The 23,370-nt window shown below is 56.9% G+C and carries 25 protein-coding genes; 15 read left to right on the forward strand and 10 right to left on the reverse strand.

Features of this window, described 5'->3' with window-relative positions; translation table 11 throughout:
* Positions 1–68 precede the first annotated feature (68 nt).
* A complete protein-coding gene (blcR, locus tag AC1DCP_RS04575) occupies positions 69–896 on the reverse strand; it encodes an IclR family transcriptional regulator BlcR (protein ID WP_476774142.1) in 828 nt (275 codons plus the stop codon).
* 55 nt (positions 897–951) lie between these two features.
* Between blcR and AC1DCP_RS04580 the strand changes: the two genes are divergently transcribed.
* Genes AC1DCP_RS04580 through attM form a run of 3 tightly spaced genes read left to right on the forward strand, consistent with a single transcriptional unit; the run spans position 952 to position 4,424 of the window.
* The gene (locus AC1DCP_RS04580; RefSeq protein ID WP_038496761.1) at positions 952–2,406 is read left to right on the forward strand and encodes an NAD-dependent succinate-semialdehyde dehydrogenase; all 1,455 of its coding nucleotides are present in this window, start codon (positions 952–954) and stop codon (positions 2,404–2,406) included.
* A 20-nt stretch (positions 2,407–2,426) separates the two neighbouring features.
* A complete protein-coding gene (locus AC1DCP_RS04585) occupies positions 2,427–3,587 on the forward strand; it encodes an iron-containing alcohol dehydrogenase (protein WP_448731545.1) in 1,161 nt (386 codons plus the stop codon).
* A gap of 45 nt (positions 3,588–3,632) precedes the next feature.
* Positions 3,633–4,424, forward strand: coding sequence for an AttM family quorum-quenching N-acyl homoserine lactonase (attM, locus tag AC1DCP_RS04590; RefSeq protein ID WP_476774143.1), 792 nt, complete (start codon positions 3,633–3,635; stop codon positions 4,422–4,424).
* 871 nt (positions 4,425–5,295) lie between these two features.
* Here attM and AC1DCP_RS04595 read toward each other — a convergent pair.
* The 5 genes from AC1DCP_RS04595 to AC1DCP_RS04615 form a co-directional block, all read right to left on the reverse strand.
* Positions 5,296–6,048, reverse strand: a complete 753-nt coding sequence (locus tag AC1DCP_RS04595; protein WP_013637384.1) for an SDR family oxidoreductase — start codon at positions 6,046–6,048, stop codon at positions 5,296–5,298.
* A gap of 215 nt (positions 6,049–6,263) precedes the next feature.
* Positions 6,264–7,016, reverse strand: a complete 753-nt coding sequence (locus AC1DCP_RS04600; RefSeq protein ID WP_013637385.1) for a GntR family transcriptional regulator — start codon at positions 7,014–7,016, stop codon at positions 6,264–6,266.
* Between the two features lie 145 nt (positions 7,017–7,161).
* Positions 7,162–8,292 (reverse strand): sugar phosphate isomerase/epimerase family protein, encoded by a 1,131-nt coding sequence (locus AC1DCP_RS04605; RefSeq protein ID WP_013637386.1) that lies wholly within the window; start codon positions 8,290–8,292, stop codon positions 7,162–7,164.
* A 78-nt stretch (positions 8,293–8,370) separates the two neighbouring features.
* Complete coding sequence (locus AC1DCP_RS04610; RefSeq protein ID WP_025591442.1) at positions 8,371–9,243, reverse strand: amino acid ABC transporter permease; 873 nt, start codon at positions 9,241–9,243, stop codon at positions 8,371–8,373.
* Between the two features lie 3 nt (positions 9,244–9,246).
* Entirely contained in the window at positions 9,247–10,179 is a 933-nt protein-coding gene (locus AC1DCP_RS04615) for an ABC transporter substrate-binding protein (protein WP_025591445.1), read from the reverse strand.
* Between the two features lie 625 nt (positions 10,180–10,804).
* On the opposite strand from AC1DCP_RS04615, the gene AC1DCP_RS04620 reads away from it, so the two are divergent.
* The 6 genes from AC1DCP_RS04620 to AC1DCP_RS04645 are packed head-to-tail and all read left to right on the forward strand — an operon-like array spanning position 10,805 to position 16,754.
* Positions 10,805–11,920, forward strand: coding sequence for an ABC transporter ATP-binding protein (locus AC1DCP_RS04620; protein ID WP_013637389.1), 1,116 nt, complete (start codon positions 10,805–10,807; stop codon positions 11,918–11,920).
* A gap of 23 nt (positions 11,921–11,943) precedes the next feature.
* The gene (locus AC1DCP_RS04625; RefSeq protein ID WP_013637390.1) at positions 11,944–12,984 is read left to right on the forward strand and encodes an extracellular solute-binding protein; all 1,041 of its coding nucleotides are present in this window, start codon (positions 11,944–11,946) and stop codon (positions 12,982–12,984) included.
* Between the two features lie 10 nt (positions 12,985–12,994).
* A complete protein-coding gene (locus AC1DCP_RS04630; protein WP_013637391.1) occupies positions 12,995–13,822 on the forward strand; it encodes an ABC transporter permease in 828 nt (275 codons plus the stop codon).
* Positions 13,815–14,642 carry an ABC transporter permease gene (locus AC1DCP_RS04635; protein WP_013637392.1) on the forward strand — a complete coding sequence of 276 codons (828 nt, stop codon included), beginning with the start codon at positions 13,815–13,817 and terminating at the stop codon, positions 14,640–14,642. Before AC1DCP_RS04630 ends, AC1DCP_RS04635 begins: the two co-directional genes overlap by 8 nt.
* A 23-nt stretch (positions 14,643–14,665) precedes the next feature.
* Positions 14,666–16,090, forward strand: coding sequence for a M24 family metallopeptidase (locus tag AC1DCP_RS04640; RefSeq protein WP_013637393.1), 1,425 nt, complete (start codon positions 14,666–14,668; stop codon positions 16,088–16,090).
* A 1-nt stretch (position 16,091) separates the two neighbouring features.
* The gene (locus AC1DCP_RS04645) at positions 16,092–16,754 is read left to right on the forward strand and encodes a flavin reductase family protein (RefSeq protein ID WP_025591449.1); all 663 of its coding nucleotides are present in this window, start codon (positions 16,092–16,094) and stop codon (positions 16,752–16,754) included.
* A gap of 143 nt (positions 16,755–16,897) precedes the next feature.
* Here AC1DCP_RS04645 and AC1DCP_RS04650 read toward each other — a convergent pair whose 3' ends face one another.
* A complete protein-coding gene (locus AC1DCP_RS04650; RefSeq protein ID WP_025591451.1) occupies positions 16,898–17,302 on the reverse strand; it encodes an OsmC family protein in 405 nt (134 codons plus the stop codon).
* 218 nt (positions 17,303–17,520) lie between these two features.
* On the opposite strand from AC1DCP_RS04650, the gene AC1DCP_RS04655 reads away from it, so the two are divergent.
* The 3 genes from AC1DCP_RS04655 to AC1DCP_RS04665 all read left to right on the forward strand — a co-directional run bounded on the left by AC1DCP_RS04655 (position 17,521) and on the right by AC1DCP_RS04665 (position 19,275).
* Complete coding sequence (locus AC1DCP_RS04655) at positions 17,521–17,955, forward strand: MarR family winged helix-turn-helix transcriptional regulator (protein WP_013637396.1); 435 nt, start codon at positions 17,521–17,523, stop codon at positions 17,953–17,955.
* 54 nt (positions 17,956–18,009) lie between these two features.
* Entirely contained in the window at positions 18,010–18,756 is a 747-nt protein-coding gene (locus AC1DCP_RS04660; RefSeq protein WP_476774144.1) for an SDR family oxidoreductase, read from the forward strand.
* A gap of 228 nt (positions 18,757–18,984) precedes the next feature.
* Entirely contained in the window at positions 18,985–19,275 is a 291-nt protein-coding gene (locus tag AC1DCP_RS04665; protein ID WP_029658676.1) for a hypothetical protein, read from the forward strand.
* A 104-nt stretch (positions 19,276–19,379) separates the two neighbouring features.
* Here AC1DCP_RS04665 and AC1DCP_RS04670 read toward each other — a convergent pair whose 3' ends face one another.
* The 3 genes from AC1DCP_RS04670 to AC1DCP_RS04680 form a co-directional block, all read right to left on the reverse strand.
* Positions 19,380–19,769, reverse strand: a complete 390-nt coding sequence (locus tag AC1DCP_RS04670; protein ID WP_025591457.1) for a hypothetical protein — start codon at positions 19,767–19,769, stop codon at positions 19,380–19,382.
* Positions 19,770–20,625: 856 nt separating this feature from the next.
* A complete protein-coding gene (locus AC1DCP_RS04675; RefSeq protein ID WP_025591460.1) occupies positions 20,626–21,030 on the reverse strand; it encodes a host attachment family protein in 405 nt (134 codons plus the stop codon).
* Between the two features lie 357 nt (positions 21,031–21,387).
* Positions 21,388–21,750, reverse strand: a complete 363-nt coding sequence (locus AC1DCP_RS04680) for a transcriptional regulator (protein ID WP_080850397.1) — start codon at positions 21,748–21,750, stop codon at positions 21,388–21,390.
* Positions 21,751–21,843: 93 nt separating this feature from the next.
* On the opposite strand from AC1DCP_RS04680, the gene AC1DCP_RS04685 reads away from it, so the two are divergent.
* Genes AC1DCP_RS04685 through AC1DCP_RS04695 form a run of 3 tightly spaced genes read left to right on the forward strand, consistent with a single transcriptional unit; the run spans position 21,844 to position 23,370 of the window.
* Positions 21,844–22,383, forward strand: a complete 540-nt coding sequence (locus tag AC1DCP_RS04685; protein WP_013637405.1) for a hypothetical protein — start codon at positions 21,844–21,846, stop codon at positions 22,381–22,383.
* Between the two features lies 1 nt (position 22,384).
* Positions 22,385–23,074, forward strand: coding sequence for a lysozyme family protein (locus AC1DCP_RS04690; RefSeq protein ID WP_013637406.1), 690 nt, complete (start codon positions 22,385–22,387; stop codon positions 23,072–23,074).
* Positions 23,071–23,370: a TrbC/VirB2 family protein gene (locus AC1DCP_RS04695; RefSeq protein ID WP_013637407.1), complete on the forward strand. Its 300-nt coding sequence runs from the start codon at positions 23,071–23,073 to the stop codon at positions 23,368–23,370. The genes AC1DCP_RS04690 and AC1DCP_RS04695 overlap by 4 nt, the downstream gene beginning before the upstream one ends.

The raw sequence follows: 23,370 nt of genomic DNA on the forward strand, positions 1-23,370 counted from the left end.
TATCGGTGCACTGGCGCATACAGCAAAGCTGGGCTGGTCGGCATCGTCTATACCGCTACGGGTTACGACTAGTCTTTCTGCGATCGGTACCCAAGCTTTTCAGAAAGCGCGTTGGCAGTGGTGCGAAGCTCCTCACCAAGGCTAGCGATTTTTTCGTCGCTGGCTTCGCTGCGGATCAGACTGATTGCAACGCCGGCAGATGCGGCTCCCGAGTAATCGCGTATCACTGCGCCAATGCAAAGCATACCTTCGCGGATCTGACCATCGTCGATGGAGTAGCCACGAGCGCGCGTCAGAGCCAGTTCCTCTTCAAGCTGCGAAAGGCCAGCAACGCTCCTTGATGTCAGAGGCTGTGGAAACTGAGAAAACAGCATCCTCAATTCGCCGGGCCCCAGATCGGACAGGAGGATCTTCCCGGTGGCCGTAAATGGCGCCGGCAGACGCATACCGATCCGAAACGTGTGTCCAAGCGGCTGAGCCGAGTTGCGACAGCCGATGTAAACGACTTCGCCACCCTCGCGGACGGTGAGGGTCACCGTGTAGGGATCGAGGTCGTGGCGCTGGGCAAGATGGTCGTTGAATGTCGATACGATATCGAGGTGCGATAGAAAACCATTCGCCCATCTGAGCGAGTGGGGTCCAATACGCAGGGTTCCATCGGCAGATCGCGCCAGAAGATCAAGCTCAGTCATCACCGCAAGCAAGCCATGCGCGCTGCTTTTGGGCAAATCCAGAAATCGTGTCAGCTCGGCGGCTGTAAGGTCCCGCGGCGAACCTGCCACAAGATCCAGAATACGCACGGCGCGTCTGAGTGCCGGTACAGTGTCTGATATTTGCGACGATTGTTGATCTTCAGCCATGCACCTTCCTTGACACACTTGGCCGCTTTGGCCCATAGTTCACTCTAATGATTCAAGTTCAATTAGCTGAACTATAGTGCGGGAGAGGTCGATGATCAAGCTAAAAAATGCGGCGCTGTTGCGTGATGCCTGCCTGGTGAATGGTCGCTGGCTGAAAGCTGCGGATGGCAAGACGATTGCGGTGGAAAATCCCGCCAACTCGATGATCATCGGTCACGTTCCTTCATTGTCGGCAGATGAGGTTGAAGCTGCAGTCGAGTCAGCAAACAAGGCATTTTCCGAGTGGAGCCGCCGGGCTGCGAAGGACCGCGCTGCCATATTGCGTCGATGGTTTGATCTCATGGTGGCGAACGCTGACGATCTTGGTGCGTTGATGACTGCCGAGCAGGGAAAGCCGTTTGCGGAAGCAAGGGGCGAAGCCCTTTATGCGGCATCTTTCGTGGAATGGTTCGCGGAGGAAGCCAAACGTGTTTATGGCGATACAATTCCTTCGCCGACCACGGACAAGCGCATTACCATCCTGAAGCAGCCGATCGGTGTCTGCGCCGCGATCACGCCATGGAACTTCCCGGCCGCGATGATCACCCGCAAGGCGGCCCCGGCACTTGCCGCAGGCTGCACGATGATCGTCAAACCGGCTGAGCAGACCCCTCTCACCGCACTTGCTCTGGGTGTTCTTGCCGAAGAAGCGGGCGTTCCCGCCGGTGTCTTCCAGGTGGTTACGGGCGCCGCACGCGATATCGGCAAGGTATTTACCGAAAGCGACACGGTGCGAAAGATCTCCTTTACCGGATCGACTGAAGTCGGTCGTCTGCTGATGGCGCAATCGGCCCCGACGATCAAGAAACTGTCGCTGGAACTTGGTGGCAATGCGCCGTTCATCGTCTTTGATGATGCCGATCTGGATGCGGCTGTTGAGGGCGCGATCGTTTCGAAATACCGCAATGCCGGACAGACCTGCGTGTGCTCCAACCGGATCTATGTCCAGGATGGTGTTTACGACGCATTCGCGGAAAAGCTGGTCAAAAGGGTCGAAAGCCTGTCCGTCGGTGAGGGCACCGAACCTGGTGTTCTGATCGGTCCACTGATCGACCAGGATGCCGTGGCAAAGGTCGAGGATCACGTTGCTGACGCCCTTGGCAAGGGAGCAAAGATCGTCACCGGTGGAAAGCGCCATGCTCTTGGAGGCACATTCTACGAACCAACGGTTCTGACTGGTGCAACCCAGGCCATGAAGGTTGCCCGTGAGGAGACCTTTGGACCCGTCGCCCCGCTCTTTCGGTTCGGGACGGAAGACGAAGCGGTCGCCATGGCGAACGACACCGAATTTGGTCTGGCGGCCTATTTCTACACCGAGAATGTCCGCCGGACATGGCGTGTCGCAGAAGCGCTCGAATACGGCATGGTGGGCCACAATACAGGCCTCATCTCCAACGAAGTCGCACCATTCGGTGGCGTGAAGCAGTCCGGCTTGGGCCGCGAAGGCTCGCACTACGGCATCGATGAATATCTTGAAATCAAATACCTGTGCTCGGCCATCGGCTGAGATCACGCTGGGAGGATCAGATGACCATCAACCCTTTCGAATTCCGCACCGTTCCCTCCATGCAGGTTGCCTGGGGTGGCGCCCAGCGCCTCGGAGAGATTCTTTCCGGCAGGTTTCAGGCGCGCAAGGCGCTGCTGATTACCGATGCAGGTCTCATCAAGGCCGGCCTCATCAAGCCGATTGCTGACGCACTTGCGGCCAGCGGCTTTAACGTCACGATCTTTGACAAGGTCGTTGCTGATCCGCCAGAGCACATCGTTGCCGACTGCGTCGAGTCCGCAAGGCAGATCGGAGTCGATATCGTCATCGGTCTTGGCGGGGGCTCATCGCTCGATATCGCCAAGCTCGTGGCTGTCCTTCTGGTTTCCGACCAGACGCTTGCCGACATGTACGGGATCGGAAACGTTAAGGGATCACGCCTGCCGCTCGTGCTGGTGCCGACCACGGCCGGTACAGGTTCGGAAGTCACAAACATCTCGATCATCACCACGGGCGAAACCACCAAGATGGGGGTCGTTTCCCCGCAGCTTTACGCTGATTTCGTTCTTCTGGATGCTGAACTGACGGTGGGACTGCCGCAGGTCCATACGGCTGCCACCGGTATCGATGCCATGGTGCATGCCATCGAGGCTTACACCAGCAAACACAAGAAGAACCCGCTATCAGATGCTCTGGCGCGAGAGGCACTGCGGCTGCTCGGTGCAAACCTGATCGCCGCCTGCAGGAACGGGGCCGACCGGAAAGCCCGTGAAGGCATGCTTTTGGGTGCGACATTGGCAGGTCAGGCTTTCGCCAACTCACCGGTGGCCGCCGTCCACGCGCTCGCTTATCCGCTGGGCGGCCATTATCACGTGCCACACGGGCTTTCCAATGCCCTGATGCTGGGGCCGGTTTTACGCTTTAACGCGAAGGCTGCAGCGTCGCTTTATGCGGAGCTTGCCGACGTGCTGGGTGTTCCGGGTGAAGGGGATGCGGCAACCCGTTCGGATGCGTTCGTTCAGCATATGGAAACGCTGATGGACCAGAGCGGCGCGCCGCGGCGTCTGCGCGATGTCGGCGTGACGGACAACACGCTCGCCATGCTTGCGTCCGACGCAATGAAACAGAGCCGTCTGTTGGTCAATAATCCGGTCGAAGTCCGCGAAGAGGATGCGCTTGCGCTCTACCGCGAGGCGTTCTGACCCATTTCTTACAGCAATATCTTCAGTCCCAAGGGAGGAAAACGAGTGACCGATATCAGACTTTACATGCTTCAGTCGGGTACGCTGAAATGCAAGGTACACAACATCAAGATGAACCAGGGGAACGGTGCGGACTATGAGATCCCCGTTCCGTTTTTCCTGATTACCCATCCGGCTGGGCACACCGTGATCGACGGCGGCAACGCGATTGAAGTTGCAACGGATCCGCGTGGCCATTGGGGCGGCATCTGCGATGTCTATTGGCCAGTGCTGGATAAGGACCAGGGCTGCGTTGACCAGATCAAGGCGCTTGGTTTCGATCCGGCCGATGTCAAATATGTTGTGCAGTCGCACCTGCATCTCGATCATACCGGCGCCATCGGTCGCTTCCCCAACGCAACCCACATCGTGCAGCGCTCTGAATATGAGTATGCCTTTACGCCCGACTGGTTTGCTGGCGGCGGCTATATCCGCAAGGACTTCGACAAGCCGGGTCTGAAGTGGCAGTTCCTCAACGGTAGGCAGGACGATTATTACGACGTTTACGGCGACGGCACACTCACCACGATCTTCACGCCCGGTCATGCACCCGGCCACCAGTCCTTCCTGGTGCGCCTGCCAAACAGCAAACCGCTTCTCCTGACGATCGATGCTGCCTACACACTGGACCACTGGGAAGAGAAGGCTTTGCCTGGCTTCCTTGCCTCGACCGTTGACACGGTCCGTTCTGTTCAGAAGCTCCGCACCTATGCCGAAAAGCATAATGCAACAGTCGTCACCGGCCATGACCCTGACGCCTGGGCGAACTTCAAGAAGGCTCCCGAATTTTACGCGTAAATAGAACGCGCAAGTCAACGGCCAGATACGGCGAGGTTGCATGCAGCCTCGCCGATTTTTATCATATGAGCCAAGGGCACCGAGCCGAGCGGGACCGTGTATGTCGGCGCATCGGCTTTTTTCCGGATATACGCCTTCGTTCAGGTCGCTCGCGTTGTCGCTTCAATTGCCTGAAAGCTATCCTCTAGCTGCGCGAGTGTGCTCATGCGACGTTTTTCGCCCCGGCGTTACGTTGAGCCATGAGGGTTCGGGCTGACAATTTGCCAATACCGGATGGCTTAGAGTAAACTTGTCTCTTTGATCCAAACGGTCTGCAAATGGAGCAGATTATGGCGCTCACTTAGCGTTCCCTACGTGTCGGGCCAGCCATGCTCCCCAAAACAGGCTTGCAAAAAACCGAAGCGGTTCGTTGAAACCAACGGCTTCCAGCAATGAAATGACCTCGTCTTCCGATCGGGGTGGCTCCGCACCCTGCAGAATCTTGCCCATTTTGGCCTGGACCTCTTCTGGCCCGGCGCCGTTCATACGCCAGCGTGCTGCCCAGGCTGCGGGACGCGCCTTAGAGCAGGCAACGCTTCACAGCGGCGTAACACGTCACCTGTGCGCCGATACTGTTGAAAAACTCCCCCAGCATCGGTAAGGGCGCGCCGCGCCCGGATCGTTAGGTATAGTTTTCTGACGGTGCAGCAAAGCTGAAACCAAATTGCGCCTAAAGCGCTGGGGAGCGTGGCAGCGCAATATTACTTCAGTGGGCCCGAAGGGAAAGCCGCCTGTGGGAGTTTTTCAACACTATCCGCCAACAGCGGACATCGAAGCTGGCTTACGTCGTCGGCCAGAATTCAAACGACTACCACGGGAGCGTGGCGACAGGTCAAGTCGATGGGAACAAGCCGCCATCGTCGGCATCAACGTCGATAGTCATAGATAGATGACGGGGTCTAGTCAGTGCGAAAGAAGCAGCTTCAACAATGTCACGGCTGGTCGCGCGCTCCCCCTTCTGGCGCCCGCTTGCATGGAGCCAATCTTGTTGGTCGGGTCGGGCATCGTCCAGGTAAGGCGGATTTATTAGGATCGATCGGAATTTACTGCCAATGAAGGTCTGCCTGAGCCCCTCTGCGAGTGCCACTTGTCCACGTTTGGCCGCATAGAAGGGCACAGATACGGACTGCAACGCTGCATTTGGCAAGCCGCTGATCGAACCGATCGTCACGATATCTGGCGTCGGTGACGTTAGCATAAGGGGGCGAAGTCCCTGCACAAAAAGGTAGGTTCCAGTGATTGCGGCGTTCACAACCGCCAGAACATCGCTCTCTGCATAAGGTTCGATACTGCTTTCGAGCCACATCGCGCCATTATTGATGACGATATCAACTTGGCTCTTCAGCGCAGCGATATTAGACGCTGCTTCATTCACAGAAGAGGTATCGGCAAGGTTTAAGGTAACGATATCGGCCCTTTTACCGCCCCTCTGCATGATCAGATCAGCGACCTCCTGAAGGTCCGACTGTCGGCGGCCACACAACACGAGCTCACAGCCTGCATCGGCCAATGAAAGCGCAAAGGCCGCTCCCAGACCTCGACCAGCGCCAGTAACGACAACAACTTTTCCGTTTAGTGAATTCATGTCTCTGCTCCTGCAACTTGAGACGCGTCCTACCTCAATTTAAAACGTGTGCAAGGTGCAATATGGACGCGGCTCTCGTAGACCGAGACCCGAATGACCGTTTCGGGCAAAAAGCAGCCATCACAGTGTGAGTAAGCGCGTGCAAAGGAGATTCAAAGCCCTATCGGAGGGTCGACTATAATGGCGAAAGTCCGACTCCTATCAAGACGACGCGATTAGGAAAAATTCTCCAGCACGGCCAGGAATGTATGTCTATCACCCTGTCCCTCAGTCAATCGTACGCGGCCCTCGATGTCTGCAAGGTGATGGTCCATCAGTTGCTGCGCCTTTGCGAGATCCTTCCCTTTCAGGGCTGTGACTATCAACCGATGGTGATCGGCGCCGCAGTCGTCTTTACGCTCCTCCTCGTACAGAGACATGACGAGCGAGAGGCGCGCGACGATCTTTGACAACACCTCCGTCAAGACGGCATTGCCACCAAGCTCCGCCAGAACGACATGGAACTTGCCTGACAGCACCGTCTTCGACTTCTCATCACCATGGTTATGGATGTGTTCTTCCTCGTCGGTCAGCTTTTCAAGCGCGTCCAACTGATCGGCAGTCGCGTGGTCGAGGACAAGCTCCAGGATGACGTGCTCGAGCTTGCGACGGGCCTCGAACAAGGCCTTGGCCTCTTCAATGCCCGGTTCGGCGACGAAGGTGCCACGGTTTTTCTTGCGTTCCAGAAGATGGTCGCTTTCCAGAACGCCGAGTGCGCCGCGCACGACCGTGCGACTCACGCCGAAGTGGTCGGCGATCGCATCCTCAAGGATCTTGACGCCGGGCTTGAGCGCGCCTTCACCAATCGCCGTGGCAAGCGTGATCCGGATGCGTTCAGTCACGTCGTCATGAGCGTTTTCTGCCGCATCGACCGAGCCGTTGGCCTTCGGCGCGGTCTTGGTGCCTTGACGTCGTGTCGTCCTCTTCATTTCCCGCTCCAGCTCCGATCAGGCGACCCAATTATTTTCATGATAATATTCCTGCGTATATGCGCTTGGTGCCAAAAGTCGAGAGGCTCCGAATGTTATAAGGAGCACCGGAGACATATGTCGCCGGTGCTGAACCTTTGGCATGTCAGGCGGCTCGCTGCTTCGTGGAAGGTATCGAGATCGAAATTCCGTTCTGTGTACAGATATCTTCAATGTGCCGTGCAGAAGCCTTGACGAAGGTCAGCGCTTCGTTGAAGCCATAGGACTGGTGCTCATAGGACGGATAGCCATACTGGCTCGCCTCATAGGTCTCCCAGTCCGGTATTTCTCCGCTGGCCACACGTTTTTCAAATGCGTCCACCAATCCGAGATAGGCTTCGAGTTCCTCTGCCGTCAGGTCTGGATGGCCGGCACGCCAAATTGGGTCATCGATCTCGATGCATTGGCGGGGATTGGCCTTGCGTGGCTTGTCCTCGACGGAGGCCGCGACCTCCAGGGAGAGGTTCAAGTCGGGATTGGCTTTGGCAAGGATAGGGATGATCGTGGCGAAATCGACAATGCCGCGACCGACGGGGCGGGTCTGGAAATCGAGGCCGCCCGTGGCATGACCGACATAGGCATCCTTGATGTGGGTTTGGCGCACATAGGGAGCTACCCGTTTTGCGGCAAAAACGGGGTGCTCGGCGCGTTGCAGGCCGTTTGCCGTGTCGAACACGACACCCATGCAATCTTCGCCAACCTTTTCGATCAGCCGGAGGATTTCGAAAGAGGTGATCTCGTCATGGGTTTCCATATTGAGATGAACGCCGTTTGCGCGCGCAACCGGCGCGAGCTTCAGTAGGACCTTTTCGATGCCCAGCAACTGCTCATCCCAGGTCACATCGGTGCGAAAGCGGTCATTGGCCAGCCGTCCGCGATATTCCGACTTGAAATTGCCCGGCGACACCCAGAGTTCGCGGCAGCCGATGGCCGCACTCGCTTCGATCATTCGGGTAAAACCGAGGATGACGTCGCCACTGCCGATCGCGCGAAACTCCGGAGCCTCTGCGCTGCAATAGGGGTTGATCTTACCGACGCCCGCTTCGAGGTAAAGGCCAAGCTCATCAGCCTTTACCCTGATATCGGCCAGTTCGCCGTTGTCCAGTGTCTCGCTCATGTCGAGCACCGTGCTGAAGAAGATGCCGCCGAGACCGAGTTCCTTGACGTGTTCGAGGCTTTTGAGAGGGCCGCGCTTTCTGGCTTCTGGCAGTTTTTGTCCGTCAATGCCTAGCTTCATGATCTGCTCCTTGATGTTTCCTGATTGGATTTGCTGCAATGGCATTTCCGTTTGATTGGTGGTTGAGGTGGTGGCGCTTCAGGCGCGGCGTCGGGTATCTTTCTGCGCACGGGCATCTCGACCTTTTGGCGCGAGGTGCTTTTCCAGAAAATGCTGGCCGACTGATGCGACGGTGGTGATGAGCAGGTACCAGAGCGAGGCAACGCACAGCAGTTCGATGACAAGGAAGTTGCGCGCGTAGATGGCCTGCGCTTGGGTCAGCAGGTCCTGCATGCCGATGACGGAAACGATGGCGCTGGCTTTCAGCATACCAATCGCCTGGTTTCCGGTCGGCGGGACAATGAGGCGGATCGCTTGAGGCAGAACCACGGTCCGAAGCGTTTGAAGGGGTTGCAAGCCAAGCGAAGAGGCTGCCTCACGCTGACCGCGATCGACGGCGGTCAATCCGCCGCGAATGATCTCGCTCATATTGGCCGCTTCGTGCAAGCCAAGCGCCAGAAACCCGGCGAGGGCAGGGGTGACGAGGTTGTTGATCGATATGGAATAGGTGCCGATGCCCACCATCGGAATAAACAGCGCGATGTTGAACCAGAAGAAGATCTGGACGATCAGCGGCACGCCGCGAAACCACCAGACGAAGGCAACGGCAATCGCTTTCAAAACGATGTTCTGGCTTGTGGCCATGACAGCGACGATGCAGCCGAACGCGGTGCCGAACACCATGGCGCCCGCCGTCAGTTGCAGGGTCAGAACTACGCCGTCGATGACGACTGGATCGACCATATAACGGGGAATTTCGCCCCATTGAACAGTCTGGTTTCGTGCGACTGTGAGGATGACGAGTGCCAGCGCGACGATCGCGCTGGTACCTGTGGTGATCTGCCCCCACCGCACCGGCTTGCCGAGCGGAGGTGCGATGGCCATGCTGACGGGTTGAGCAAAAAGGGACATGGCTCAATTCACCGGCATGCTGGCGGCGTCGTTGAACTTCACGGTCTTCACGGCAAGCGGACCAAGGCCCCATTTCTCCATGATCGCTTTGTAGGCACCGCTATCGACCATGTGCTGAAGCGAGGCGATCACCGTATCTCGCAAATCCAGATTGTCTCTCGATACCAGCATGCCGAGGTAGCCGACGGCGAGGCGGACGTCTGGGAGTGCCTGCAGGCCGACGCCCTTGCCGGTCTGGTTTTCGGTCGTGTAGACGCTGGTCGCATAGCCATTGACAGTCGCGTCGGCGCGGCCGGTGCGCACGGCCTGAAGGACGTCGGGCATTTTCGGGATGGACATGATGTTCATCGGTGTCGTGCATTTGGCCGATGCCGTTTCCACCAAACGCGCCTGGAACGTGCCGACCGGCACGGCAACATTCTTGCCGCAGAGGTCTTCCATACTCTTGATGCCGAGCGGGTTGCCCTTGATGGTCATGATTGTCGTGGCGTCAAACATGTAGTCGATGACATCGACCTGCTTTTCCAGCTCCACATCATCGTTGATGCCGGAAATGGTCATGTCGAAACGCTTGGAGAGGACGGCGGGTACGATTGCAGCACCTGCGCCGACATTGGTCATCTGAACATCAATGCCGAGAATGACACCCAGTGCTGCGGCGATATCGGCATCGATCCCGATCAGCTTTCCATCCTCCGCCTGGAAGCTGATCGGCGGCGTCAGGTCCGTCGCCACCTTCAGGATCTTCTTGTCCTTGATGGCAGTGGGCAGGCGGTCCGCCAGTGTCTGGTTAAACGCGATGCCCGGCAGTTTGGCGATGTCTGCATCCGGCACCATCTTGATGGCGGGACCTTCTGCGGCATGGACCGATGTGGCCAGCAGCGCGAACGCGATACCGGTAAGGCCGTTTTTGAGACTTTTCGTGAAGCTGCGCATGCGATCCCCTTTTGATTTTTATCGGAGTGAATTCACAGGGGCAGCGATGCAATCGGCGTGCCATTCTGATCGGAACTTCTTAGGGGACTGTTTTTAAACGAGTATTTTTCCGACCCGGCAAATTTCCACTTCTCAACGAAAACATTCGCATGAATTTGCGAAAGCTAACTGATTAAAGAATCAGCTCTCGCATCAGTCACGGTTTGTGAATTGACGATTGATCGTCTAAGTTTTTGCTTTGGCTTGATATTTCTCTGAATTTCAATTTTTGGGGATCGTGATATGCGGCGATTTAACCAGAAACAATCGCCAATAGATCCCAATCCAAGTCGGGAATGCTGCTCAATATATGATCTTCACCCACGAATATTGCACATTTTTTATATTCGCAAGAAATTAACGTTGAATATTATGCAGAATGTTCGAAACGATAGAAACCTGATATAAGTTTGTAATTTCCGTGGTTTAGATATTTTTTCGGTTCGAAATCGCAAACTGGCACACCGCTTGCAACTCCCTTGCTATGACCCACACTAAACTTAACATCGTCGAACGACCGCATCTCTGCTTGATGCCGCCAGGCGCTAAGCGCTTTGACGTTACGGCGCAACCGAAGGGGATGTTCATGGCAGAGGCGTCGAAGTCAGGAGAGGGCAAGCAGCTCAGCGTCCGGGGTGTGACCCACAGCTATGGTGGGCAGAACGCGATCAGCGACATCACGTTCGAGGTCGAGGCCGGCGAGATCGTCGCGCTTCTGGGGCCAAGCGGCTGCGGCAAGTCCACCGTCCTGCGGGCCATCGCCGGGCTGATCCAACCAAAGAGCGGTGCCATTCAACTCGGTGGCCAGGATCTCGCCAATGTGTCCGCAAGGTCCCGTGGCATTGGCATGGTGTTCCAGAACTACGCCCTTTTTCCGCATCTGACCGTGGCCGAGAACATCGCCTATCCGCTGGCCTGCCAGCACGTGCCGCGGGCTGAGCGCAGGGAACGGGTGGAGGAAATGCTCTCGCTCGTACAGTTGAAGAACTACGGCAACCGCCTGCCGCGTGAACTCTCCGGAGGTCAGCAGCAGCGTGTGGCCGTTGCCCGCGCCATTGCCGGGAGGCCCTCGCTTCTGCTGCTGGACGAACCCTTCGGTGCTCTTGACCGGGCGCTTCGTTTCGACTTGCAGGTCGAACTCCTGCATTTGCAGAAGACGCTCGGTATCACGACGCTGATCGTCACCCATGATCAGGAAGAGGCGCAGAGCCTTGCCGGGCGTCTGGTGCTGATGAACAAGGGTAATATCGAGCAGATCGACACGCCGATGGCCGTTTATGACCGGCCGAAGACGCTGTTCGTCAACACCTTCATCGGTCAGGCCAATCTGCTGCATGGCACGGTGCAGGGCTTGGATGCCGAGGCAACGACGATTGCGCTTGCAAATGGCAAACCACTCGTTCTGCCGCGTCGCCTGAATTTTACGATCGGCTCCAAGGTCACCATCACTTTCCGTCCCGAAGACGTCCGTCTGTCGACGGCCCCCCGTGGCTTTTCGTTGCCGGCACGGCTGACCGTGTCCGTCCCCCTTGGGCCGACGCTCGTCCATGATCTTCTTCTCGAGGAGGGCATGGGCCTGCGCGCTTCGCAGGTCCGCGGACCTTCCACCTTCATTCCCGAGTCGGGAGCTCAGCTCTTTGTCGAGATTGACACCACCAGGTGTCACGCCTTTCCGAGCGAACCGGAACCATCCAGTGAATGAACAACAACAATAGAGGTGAACAGATGAAGGACTTTAACATCACACGACGTCATTTCGGATTGCTTGCTGCCGGTGCGGCTGTAGCGGTCTCCGCCCCCTTCGCTGCTCGTGCCGCTGGTGGCACAGCCGTTGCCGCGACCTTTCCCGGCAGCTGGGAAGACGGCTATCGCACCGTACTGACGCCACTTGTTAAGGAAGCAGGTTTCGACCTGACGGTTGCGCCAGCTATGGCGCAGGATCAGCTTGCCAAGGTCATGGCAAGCCCCGGTAACCCGCCTTACGACACACTGCTGATGTCACCCGGCCAGATGGCGGTCGCTATCGAGAATGACCTGATCGAAAAGATCGATCCGTCGAAGCTGAAGAACTGGAGCCTGCTCGATCCGGCGTTTCAGGGCGAGTACGGCCCGACCGTGACCGTTGAAGTCAACGGGATCGCCTATAACCCGGATCTGGTGCCCGCACCGAAGGGCTATCGCGACCTGTTCGAAAACCCGGCCTACGAGGGCCTCGTCTCGTGGACGGGCTTTGCCTCCAATACCGGCGTCATGGCCTATTCCCAGATCGCCAAGATCTTCGGCTCAGGCCCGACCGACATGGATGCCGTTTTCAAGCTGTTCAAGGAACATCCGGAGCATCTGAAAGGTGTTGTCGCCAGCACCAACCACCAGATGACACTATTCCAGCAGGGCGAGATCGCTGTCTTCATGTGCTCAACCGGCAATGTCGCGAAGCTGAAGGCATTGGGCCTGAGGGCTGAGTTCGTCCAGCCCGAAACAGGCTCTCCGGCAGCTCCGGTCAACATCCACCTGACCAAGGGCGCCAAGAACCCGGACGCGGCTTACGCCTATATGGATGCCGCGATCTCCAAGGCAGCGCAGGACAAGCTGAAGATGCCGCCGACCGAGATGTTCCCGACCAACAGGGAGGTCGAACTGACGCCAGGCATCGAGGCCTATGTGAAGCGCGAACAGCTTGCGTCTCTGGTTTATCCGGACTGGGCGGCGATCAACAAGAACCGTGCGGAATGGATCCGCCAGTTCGACGCTCTTGTCGCCGGTTGAGGGTCATAAAATGAAAGCGAGCGGCTTCCCATACGTTCTCCCGATGCTTGCGCTATCGGTGGCGTTCTTTGCGACGCCGCTCGCCGTTCTCGTCGGGTTCAGCTTCATCGGCCCCGACGGCCCGTCCTTTCACAACTACGCGCGCTTTCTCGGCGATGCGTTCAATTACCGCGTTCTGGTCAACACCGCCACGCTCGGTCTGCAGACCATTGCCAGCACCACCTTGCTCGGTATTCCGATTGCACTTCTCTATTGGCATAGCGGCAAGACCGCGCGACAGGTCATCATATTTCTGACCCTAATCCCGATGCTGACCAGCAACGTGGTGCGCACCTTCGCCTGGATCGTCATCCTCGGGCGACAGGGCCCGATCAGCGAGACCTTCGTGGCGCTCGGACTTGCGGAGCGCCCGTTCACCCTGATGTCCACCGAACTCGGCCTCGTCTTGGCCATGTGCCAGATCGACTTGCCGCTGATCATTCTGCCGCTGATCGCCATCCTGTCCCGCACGCCAGTCCAATTCACCGAAGCGGCACAGGTCTCGGGTGCCGGTCCGTGGCGGATCCTCGTGACCGTTCTCTTGCCGATGATGTTGCCGGGGCTGCTGGCGGGCTGGATTCTCGTCTTTGCCAGCACCAGCGCTTCCTTCGTCACCCAGGCTGTCATCGGTGGTGCGCGCAATGTGTATGTGCCGCAGCTCATCTACCGCGAGGTCGGCACGCTGTTCGACTGGCCGATGGCCTCGGCCATTGCCGTTGTCCTGCTGTTGTCGACCGGCATCCTTCTCGTTGCCATGACCATGATTTCCCGCCACAGGAGGCTTGTCGGCCATGCATAGTCCTCGCGAAAACCCGATTCCGACCCTCCTCTACAAGGCATTTGTCTTTGGCTTCGGCAGCCTCAGCCTGATCTACTTGGTGGCGCCGATCGTCATCGCAATCACCATGTCCTTCACTGCTGGCCAGACGCTCAAATATCCGCCCGAGGGTTTTTCGCTCCGCTGGTACGAGGCGCTCCTCGATCCCGTCCGCTCCGGGACAGAGCATATCGCAGCCGGCAATTCGCTGAAGATCGCGGGCCTTGCGGTGCTCGGATCGCTGCTGTTTGCCGTCCCTGCCACCATCGGCATGGCGCGTATGAGGCGTAGCACGGTCAATGCGCTAGAGCCGTTTCTATTGGCCCCACTCGTTCTGCCAAGCCTCGTTTATGGTCTGGCGGCGTTGATCGTAGCGAACTTCGTCGGCTTCCAGCCGTCGCTCTGGCTCACCGTTATCGGCCATGTCGTCGTGTTCGGTCCTCTGATGTACCGGGCCGCATCCGTCGTCGCGCAGGGCATCAATCCGTCGCTGGCAGAAGCCTCCACCGTCATGGGCGCGACCTGGTACACGACGCTGAGGCGCGTGATCCTGCCGCTGCTGGCGCCCGGCATTCTGGCCGGTGCCTTTCTCGTTTTCATCCAGTCGCTCGACAACGTCTCTGTGTCGCTCTTCCTGGCTGATGCGCAGACGACCGTGCTGCCGCTTCGCATGTTCGCACTGATCGAAGAATCGCTCGATGTCCGCGTCGCGGCAATGTCGGGAATTCTGATCGGACTCACACTCATCGTGATGCTGGTAGCGAGGCGCGTATTGGCGCCGGCACGGCAAGCTGACCAATAAAAATACTCTGGAAGGAATACCCAATGAATAGACACGCCACCAAGGCAGGCGACTACCGCATCGGATCGCTGCTGGCCGATTTCCAGCCGGATTTCGACTTTGTCGCACCGCTGCCTTTGCCCGTCGAAGAGTTCGAGGACCGTCTCCGGCGCATTCGCCGCCAGGCTGTCGAAGCTGGCCATGATGCGCTGATCGTCCACACCGGTGGGGTCGGCTGGTTCCATACCTCGAACGCATATCTGCGTTACATCTGCGACTGGATGCGCGAGGGCGTGCTGATTATCCCGACGGACGCCGACAAGCCGCTGACGCTTCTGTCCTTCTTCACTCAATCCGTGCTTCTGCCGCCGGGCGGCGAACCGGTTCTCGTCGAGGATATCTGGCAGATCGGCCCGATCGGTCGCGAATATGCCGACCGACCGGGTGATAGCGTCATCAAGACGGCTGAGAAATGCGTTGAACTTCTGGCCGGCATGGGACTGTCGAAGGCGCAGATTGGCCGGATCGGTGACCGCACCTCGCTGACCTTCTGGGCAGCCCTCGACGAGTTGATGCCAAAGACAAAGTTCGTCGCCGACAATGCTATTCTCGACCGGATGCAGAAAGTGCGCTCCCTGCGCGAGATCGAGATGTTCCGAGCGGCAGCCCAGCTCGTCAGCATCGCTACGCAGGCGGCCTATCATGTCGCCAAGCCAGGTGTGACCGATCACGAAATCTATGCCGCGTTCACGCAGGCCCAGCTTTCCTTTGGTGGTGAAACGGGTGATGGCTATCAGATTGGCATCAACGAGTTCGGTACCCATTGCGGAAAGCCTTATGGCCATGTCGTTCGTCCGGGAGATCTCATCAATCTCTACGTTTCCAACATCACCTACCGCGGCTATACCGCCCAGACCGCCCGTATGATCGCAGTTGGCGACATCACCAAGCGGCAGGAAGAGGTGCTGGCGGCCTGCACCGAGGGCGTTAAACGAGCCGAAAAGCTGATCCGGCCCGGTGCCCTGATGCGTGACGTCAACAACGCCGCCTTCGAGCCGATGATCGAGCGCGGCATGCTGTCCTCGCCCGAAGCCCGCACCATGCCCTACAACTGGGCGCCGATGGACGATGGCAGCGCCCGTCTAATCCCGCGCCAATATGTGAAGAATATCGACTGGGAAGCGCAGGGCCGTACGCTGATGCACATTTACCCGGCAACCCATGGTCCGCATAACCCCAATCTGGGTCACTCGGTTGGCTTGGCCGGCGGCCAGAACAGTTTCAACATCTCATCCCACAATTATGACCGGATGGAGGAGGGCATGGTGTTCGTTCTGCACACGCAATGGCTTGAGCCGTTGTCGGCAGGCTGCAATGTCGGCGATATGTATGTCGTCACCAAAGACGGGTTCGAGAACCTCGCCCGCCACACTCCCCTTGAAACCCACCGCATCGCTGCCGAGGCCTGATATGACCGACCACACCCATTTTGATTTCGCTAAGCTCAATGAGCGGGAACGTTACAAGATTCTGATCGGAACCGTCATTCCACGTCCAATCGCTCTGGTAACCACGGTGAGCAAGGACGGGATACCAAACGCTGGCCCTTTCAGCTTCTTCAATGTCCTGACCCATGATCCGGCCATCGTCGCCATCGGCGTCGAGAACTATTCCGACATGCGCTTTAAGGACACCGCCCGCAATATTCGTGAGACAGGAGAATTCACCGTCCACATCTGCGACAATGCGCTGGTCGAGAAGATGGAAATCTGCGCCATCAAGTTCGGGCCCGAAGTTGACGAGATGGAGGAGGCGGGTCTTGCCACGGCACCCGGCCAGACGGTGAAAAGCCCCCGCATCCTCGCCGCCCCCGCCGCCTTGGAATGCCGCCGCCACACCACGCTTCAGGTCGGCCCGGCCCGCGAAATCATCCTCGGCGAAGTCGTCGGCGTCTTCGTCCGCAGTGATGCGGTTAATGCTGCTAACCTGCATATCGACCAGCAGCTCATGGATGCGGTCGGACGCATGGGTGGGCACACTTATACCCGCACACGCGACCAGTTCGATATTGAGACGCTGACGCCGCAGGAATGGGAAAGCCGGAAGGCGGATGAGAAGGTGGCGGCGGAATGAAGTCACTTAATCTTTAAAATCAGAGGCGTATCTGATTTGGAAGAGCTAAACTTTGTTTGGTTACGGTACAGATCCGTTCGCGAGCTAGGAGCGATCAAAAGCGTCAATTTTTACGTGTCACGGCTGCAATGCACCAAAAGCAGTCATGCGATCTGTATTAACGTCGGGATCCCCCGATTGAGGGAGTTGGCGACTGTGCACACTGACCACGCATGATCCATCAAGGCTTTCGGATCGGAGCCGTCCGATGTCTCACACTTTACAGATAGCACGGCTTTGGTGGCGACCAGCGGTTCACCTTCTAGGTCAAGTGTCACTGTTACGGCGATTTGTTCGATCTCCACGCCACGTTCATGGGCGACATAGCGTAGGTCATTACAATAGCAGCCTCCGATTGCTAGAGCGAGCATTTGGCCGCCATTGAAACCGAGCCCTAATCCCCCGGCCTTGCCTTCCGGCCGATCGATCACCACCGTATGGCCGCCAGCCCAACCCATCGCTGCCTCAGTGCCGGCGACGTTCCGCAACTCGATGACCGACCGCACCATCATATAACTCCGTCCATGTCTGAGCGTTGCAAGGTCGTGGCAAACGTTGGCCTCGTCAACTGTGTTTTCGAGCCTGTTCTTTAAATAAGGTCTGAAGACGCTCGGGGCGGCGGCCAATTTGGCGAGAGCGCGCCAACAGCGGACATCGCGCAAATTTTGCAATACTATTCTAGCGTTTGCTGCTTACGTTCACATAACGGAAATGCTTAATACCGGCGATGACAGAACCTACGCCAGAACAAATCGAACAACTCGCTTTCGCCTTTGAGCGCTTTACGCGTCGTTTCAAGGTCTCCGAGGCAGCGGCAGTCATGCAACATTCGCTCAACGCTCTCGACATCCAAGCACTCCTTTTCATTGACGAGCATCCTGAGTGTAACTTGGGAGATGTTGCCCGGCACCTTCAGGTCGCTCTAACGACGATGTCATCTTCAGCCGACCGGCTGGTGCGTCGTGGCATGGTTGAGCGACAGCGGCCGGAGGCTAACCGCAGGTCGGTGGCTTTGACGATAGCAGCCAATGGGCGGCAAGCGGTTGAAGGCTACGTTGATGGTTATCGCGCCTCTTGCAAAGCAATGCTTCAGGCTCTCGATCCCGTTGACCGGAGGGAATTCCTGCGCCTGACCCAGAAAATTGCAAAATTCGAGAGTTGAATATTACGAAATTCGTAGTATGTCTCTGCCGTCGCAACGATCAGGGATGTCATCATGGCTCACAACTCACTCACCGCCCTCATTACCGGGGCAAATAAGGGTATCGGCCACGCCATTGCGCAGCAGCTTGGCGCTGGCGGACACATGGTCTGGCTGGGGTGCCGAAATATTGCACGGGGTGAGATGGCAGCTCGCGAGTTACGCGGCATAGGGATTGATGCTCGTGCTGTGCAACTCGATGTTACGGACGGCGCTAGCGTTTCCAACGCCGCCAAGACTATAGGGAGCGAAGTGGATCATCTGGACGTTTTGGTCAATAATGCCGGACTCATGTTCGGCCCGCCGCCTTCGCTTGCCGAGGAGTCGATTGAAGAGATGCAGCGGATGTTTGATACAAACGTATTCGGGGTGATGCGCGTCACTCAGGCCTTCTTGCATTTGTTGCGCAAATCCAAAGCTGCTCGGGTCGTCATGATGAGCAGCGGACTGGGTTCGCTGACAGACGCCCTGGACATGCGGAGCGAAACATGGACGGTAGGTTTCGGCGGATATTCCGCCTCCAAGACGGCCCTCAACATGTTGACTGTCAAACTGGCGAAGGAGCTTGATCGGGAAGGGATCAAAGTAAACGCTGTAGACCCCGGCCTGACATCGACCGATATGACAGGCAACGGACCGGGGCATTCGCCTGAAGATGGCGCTCGTCCTGCATTCACTCTTGCAACGACGCATGCATATGGACCTACAGCAGGGTTCTACGCTTGCGCTCCATCAGGCGAACTTGTGCTAAAGAGTTGGTGATACGTATTCAGCGATTGTTGGATGCGGGCCGACCGGTTCGCATCTCATTGTCTTCTACGGAGCGCACGCTGTCGTCCACATCGCGCCATTTGCGGTCATTCGCTTGAGGCGATGCATTGTCCAACTTGGGACCGGAAGCTGCCGTGGCGACGATGCGTTAAAAAGTGGCGTTTGCAGGCTGATCCTGCCATTGAGCGTAAGTACAATCTTCTACAACAGGGCAACCGCATGAAAAAAGACGATGCAGGCCCAGCAGACTATCTCATTTTCCTGGACCAAGTAGCAGCATTGCTGGATTCGGATTTCCTGCGTGAGGCAGAAACATTTGACTATGGGCAATGGGAATTACCCTTTGAGGCGGTGCTGTTGAAGCTGATGGAAGAGTCGCCGAAAAATGAAGGTATCGACATCGGCCTTGCTAAAAAACTGGCAAAATATGCGGGGTTGTTGGACGAGGGAGTGCTTACTCCAGATACTTGGCAGAGGTTCATTTATTGGTACGGCGCACCTGCAAGGTAGATGACCGCATAGGGCCGACAGGAGACGCTCTGCTGCAAGAAGGCTTGCCGTCGGCTTTTCCGTCATCCCCGTTGCTCGGTTTTTCGCTGAGTGTGTGTTGAACCTTACATCCTGCGCTCGGTACTCTTAAGTGAGCTGGAGAGCCCGGAAACGCGACTGGCCTCACGCTGCTGCAAGACGTGCCGGGATTCGGCCAGTATCTCGCGATACCTTTGGATCTTGGTTGCTTTCATCCTGAATAAGTCGTCGACTGATACCGTTGCCTGCTGCACCGGAAAAGCCACTTCGTTTTCCAGAAGGTCGAGCAAAAGGTTTCGCATCACTGCGTTTTCTTCTCGAAGTTTCGCGAGCTCAATAGCCTTCCCACTCGACTCAAATTTCCGTGCGATAGCTTTGTCGATATCGTGTTCGACAAGCAGAATCTTGGCGGCATAGTACCGGCAAGCAAAGAATGCTGTGACGAGCGCGCATAACGCGATGACAATGTAGATCATTTCGACCTCCAGGTTATCCTGAAAGTCGATATTCGGAAGCCGGATTTCAATACGCGATTCACTCGGCAAACCAAAATGGCTCCTCTTTGATGAGGAACCGGGGCCGTAAACGTATCAAGTTCATCGTGATTGAAACGGTGATTGTCAGACGCTTCAATCTTACATATTTTGGCGTCTTGTTACCTTAACAGGTACTTCGCCTTCCTCACGGGGTATGCGAGAGGCTCACCATTTTCCAAGATGAAACCCATACGGTACATGCATCTGCGCATTTCGGGAGAGCCATACGCACCTGCATAAATACCGACGGGGTGGTATGATGGGTAAGATTCAAAACTGCATCTGTCGAGTGCTGACCGATAGGCGATCTCACGTACGTAGTCACCCGTCACCGGAACCGTGCCGTAAAGATGCCATTGAGTCCGCGCTTCCGCAACTGCTGCCATGAAGGTAACGCTCAGAATCATGCTTAGGGCCAACTTGAGTTTCATGACACGCCTCCAAATGAACAATTATGACGAGCAACGGAGATTTCGTCCGGTTTGTTCCCTCGCTCAGACGCGTTTGCGCAGTTGTGGTCTCGTCGCCCTCACGGTCGGAGTGCATGCCACTTTCTTTTCCCCTTTGGGCCAATTCGGGAGTGACGTCAGCTTTGCGCCTCGTACCGGCTATTCAGATCAGTCCCGCCATCTCCTAAAATAAGACGTAAGCAGAAAGTCGCGGCGTCGTTCCTGTCAGGAACAAACTAGCGAAATTTGGCAACACTACATTGTTGCCGATTCGCTACATTCCCAACGAGCGCCAAGCAAAAACCCCGCCGGGGATGGCGGGGCCGATCACGCCGTTTATGCAGGATTTAAGCGATAGTGAGTGCTTTCTCGATATCCTGCACAGAATGGCCAGTCAGATCTTTATCCAGTTCTCCAATAAGAACGTCCGACAACGACTTATGGTAGCCCTTGCGCATCTCGCCCAGTGTGCGCGGTGCCGCGATAATCACCAGACTTTTGATCTTGCCCTCAAGCACCTGCTTGTTCAGCATATCCGTAACACCCGCACCAAACCCGTCTTCGTCTTGCTGACTATCGTCGGGATTAGCCGAGCTACTGGAATGTCGGGCGCCGGAAGAGATCTTCGAGCTGTCGATCGCCGGATCTGGCAACGCAGTCAGATTGACAGTCGCCGCATCTCCGTCGTTCCGAAAAAGGCTAAGCTTTTCGCCATCGGCAACGGCAACGACCGTGTTCTGCGGAAGGTTCATGTTGATCTCCTTGGTGAGCAGCTCGAGCCCAGATGACCGACCCTGCTTGTTTCTGTCAGAGAATAACCTCGCTACAGACCATCCGTTCCGCAGTCGGCCCGACAAAAATCCAGCATTGACGTATCGCCTTGATCAGTCACCCCAGCCAAATGCTTGATGGCCTGCCTCGCGCCATCGCTGTGGCAGAGGGTCAGTCGAGGCTGCTGTACCAGGCATAGACCCCTGGAACGAACTCGGCAGTATGCATCGGCGGCGAAAATCTTCCGCGACAATGCTGGTGAGCGGTACGGCACATGCCGACCCTTTAATCTAAAACGGCGTCAACATCAAACACTGTATAAAACATACTTGGTAAAATCACGCATTTCCGGTCGCCACGGCACCACCAAGCGCGGCAAAAACCTGCGGGGAAAACTCAAACTGTCGAGCCGTTCCTCGTCCCATTGAGTTTCTTCCAAGCGTTTCTGTAAGGATGCCCCGCCGGACCAAGAGTTCAATGGTTTCGATCACCCCACCACGCGTCATTCCGGTAATATCAATTACATTTGAGAGTGTTAATTTCTGATGCGCCTGGTGCATCAGATAGAGAATATTCATCATGCCGATCTGCTTGATGCGCGACTGCGCCGATTCACCATCGATCGGCTTCTCCAGGATTTCACGCACCGCAAATACGGACAAGGCCTGACTCTGCCATCTTTCACTTAAATTGCTTGCCATCGTTTTAACTATCTATTATTTGCATAGTCAAATAATTGAGACGAGTCGCCGTTCAGTTGAGGCGGACATTTAGGAAGACGGAGGGTAGGGGGCATGAAGGGCCTTTTCTTTCGAATGATCATAGCAGCGTCAGGGTTCGTTTCACTCTATACCATTTCGGAGCGAAGCGCTCGTGCCGACGAATGGGGGTGCCAGGTTATCCTGTGCTTATCCAATCCCGGCGGTCCGACCCAGTATGGCGAATGCAGGCCGCCCGTCGAGAAGCTTTGGAGGTGGTTGGCAAAAGGGCGTTCGTTTCCAACTTGCGCGGGCGTGGGTTTTCAGACCTCTCGCCCTCTTTACGAACCATATTACTGCAACGCCGGCTACCGCTTATCTGCTGGCTACGGTCCCAGGGGACGTGACGCGACGTGCATTTCCAAGTCACTGCAAGCCGTGAGCGACAGTTTTTGCCGGCGAGATCGAGACGGTGGCGATCCGAACAAAGGCTCTGTCACGTCACCGAGGTGGCAAAGGGTAGACGGGCGATACCAATGCCTGGCCAATACCGTGGCGCGACCCCTGGTCCGCGAGAAACCTCGATACGTCGATGTGACGATTGAGGGCGTCGGCACGCAGAGGGTGTGGTTCTGACATGCCCGTTGTCTTCTCAGATCTTGCGCAGACCTGCGCACCCTTCGTTGCATCGGAGGCTCTTGCGGGTGTGGTCAGCCCCGAAAGCCGGTTCGCTCCGTTCACCATCAGGATCAACAGCCGTGCACCGCTCGGGCGGCAACCTGCGACCAAGGCCGATGCAATCGAAGTCGCCGCATCCTCGGAGGCAACATGCCATGACATACACATTGGTCCCGACGGGGTCGGGCCGGAAGAACTGCGGAGATTGAACCTCTCGATACCAGCCGCTTTCGCTCGCTGCCTTAACCTGAATGCTCCAGCGACGCCATCCGACGGCTATTGCTGCCTCTCGGTGAAGGTTGGTGCTGACAGTCCCAGGGCCGAGCAGGTGCTGCAATCCTGCTATGGACGTGACGATCCGTCGGTCGGGGGCGTGGTCAACTATGGCGATCAGGTTCGCCGCGAAATCGAACGGCTCGGACCAACAGTGGCTCGATTTACAATCGGCGACACGGGAAAAGGGTTGCAGACAAACGTGTCGGCGAATTCTCCCCAAGCAGACGTCGTTGCCGAAGTGGTGGCGGAAAACACTCCGGGGGAAGCACACGCGATCTCGGCGGCGTCCGCGTGGGACGTCTTCAAGACCCGAAGCCGTTCATCCGTCCTGGTGTTTCAAGACAATCAATTGGAATTGGAGCAGAGTGAATGATAATCAGTTCCCGGATCAGACCCGTCGTCGCTTCGTCCGTCATGGCTGCCGCCATTGTAGTGACGATGGTTGAGCCCGCCTTCGCGCAAGCCGCCGGCATCGAAACCGTCCTGCAGAACATCGTCGACATGTTGACGGGAAACATTGCCAAGCTTCTCGCTGTGATTGCGGTCATCGTCATCTGCATCGCCTGGATGTTTGGTTATATGGACCTGAGGCGAGCGGGCTTCTGGATCATCGGAATTGGCGGCATCTTTGGCGCCACCGAACTCGTCAACACCATCGTCGGAGCCTGA

Source organism: Agrobacterium sp. 10T429, from assembly GCF_056393925.1.

Coding starts and splice junctions, on each gene's coding strand:
- AC1DCP_RS04645 (WP_025591449.1), top strand. CDS start 16,092: ATGACCGACCACACCCATTTTGATTTCGCTAAGCTCAATGAGCGGGAA.
- AC1DCP_RS04685 (WP_013637405.1), top strand. CDS start 21,844: ATGAAGGGCCTTTTCTTTCGAATGATCATAGCAGCGTCAGGGTTCGTT.
- AC1DCP_RS04610 (WP_025591442.1), bottom strand. CDS start 9,243: ATGTCCCTTTTTGCTCAACCCGTCAGCATGGCCATCGCACCTCCGCTC.
- AC1DCP_RS04630 (WP_013637391.1), top strand. CDS start 12,995: ATGAAAGCGAGCGGCTTCCCATACGTTCTCCCGATGCTTGCGCTATCG.
- AC1DCP_RS04695 (WP_013637407.1), top strand. CDS start 23,071: ATGATAATCAGTTCCCGGATCAGACCCGTCGTCGCTTCGTCCGTCATG.
- AC1DCP_RS04595 (WP_013637384.1), bottom strand. CDS start 6,048: ATGAATTCACTAAACGGAAAAGTTGTTGTCGTTACTGGCGCTGGTCGA.
- AC1DCP_RS04640 (WP_013637393.1), top strand. CDS start 14,666: ATGAATAGACACGCCACCAAGGCAGGCGACTACCGCATCGGATCGCTG.
- AC1DCP_RS04650 (WP_025591451.1), bottom strand. CDS start 17,302: ATGGTGCGGTCGGTCATCGAGTTGCGGAACGTCGCCGGCACTGAGGCA.
- AC1DCP_RS04690 (WP_013637406.1), top strand. CDS start 22,385: ATGCCCGTTGTCTTCTCAGATCTTGCGCAGACCTGCGCACCCTTCGTT.
- AC1DCP_RS04665 (WP_029658676.1), top strand. CDS start 18,985: ATGAAAAAAGACGATGCAGGCCCAGCAGACTATCTCATTTTCCTGGAC.
- AC1DCP_RS04620 (WP_013637389.1), top strand. CDS start 10,805: ATGGCAGAGGCGTCGAAGTCAGGAGAGGGCAAGCAGCTCAGCGTCCGG.
- AC1DCP_RS04615 (WP_025591445.1), bottom strand. CDS start 10,179: ATGCGCAGCTTCACGAAAAGTCTCAAAAACGGCCTTACCGGTATCGCG.
- AC1DCP_RS04675 (WP_025591460.1), bottom strand. CDS start 21,030: ATGAACCTTCCGCAGAACACGGTCGTTGCCGTTGCCGATGGCGAAAAG.
- AC1DCP_RS04660 (WP_476774144.1), top strand. CDS start 18,010: ATGGCTCACAACTCACTCACCGCCCTCATTACCGGGGCAAATAAGGGT.
- AC1DCP_RS04605 (WP_013637386.1), bottom strand. CDS start 8,292: ATGAAGCTAGGCATTGACGGACAAAAACTGCCAGAAGCCAGAAAGCGC.
- AC1DCP_RS04585 (WP_448731545.1), top strand. CDS start 2,427: ATGACCATCAACCCTTTCGAATTCCGCACCGTTCCCTCCATGCAGGTT.
- AC1DCP_RS04680 (WP_080850397.1), bottom strand. CDS start 21,750: ATGGCAAGCAATTTAAGTGAAAGATGGCAGAGTCAGGCCTTGTCCGTA.
- AC1DCP_RS04600 (WP_013637385.1), bottom strand. CDS start 7,016: ATGAAGAGGACGACACGACGTCAAGGCACCAAGACCGCGCCGAAGGCC.
- AC1DCP_RS04625 (WP_013637390.1), top strand. CDS start 11,944: ATGAAGGACTTTAACATCACACGACGTCATTTCGGATTGCTTGCTGCC.
- AC1DCP_RS04580 (WP_038496761.1), top strand. CDS start 952: ATGATCAAGCTAAAAAATGCGGCGCTGTTGCGTGATGCCTGCCTGGTG.
- AC1DCP_RS04655 (WP_013637396.1), top strand. CDS start 17,521: ATGACAGAACCTACGCCAGAACAAATCGAACAACTCGCTTTCGCCTTT.
- AC1DCP_RS04635 (WP_013637392.1), top strand. CDS start 13,815: ATGCATAGTCCTCGCGAAAACCCGATTCCGACCCTCCTCTACAAGGCA.
- blcR (WP_476774142.1), bottom strand. CDS start 896: ATGGGCCAAAGCGGCCAAGTGTGTCAAGGAAGGTGCATGGCTGAAGAT.
- AC1DCP_RS04670 (WP_025591457.1), bottom strand. CDS start 19,769: ATGATCTACATTGTCATCGCGTTATGCGCGCTCGTCACAGCATTCTTT.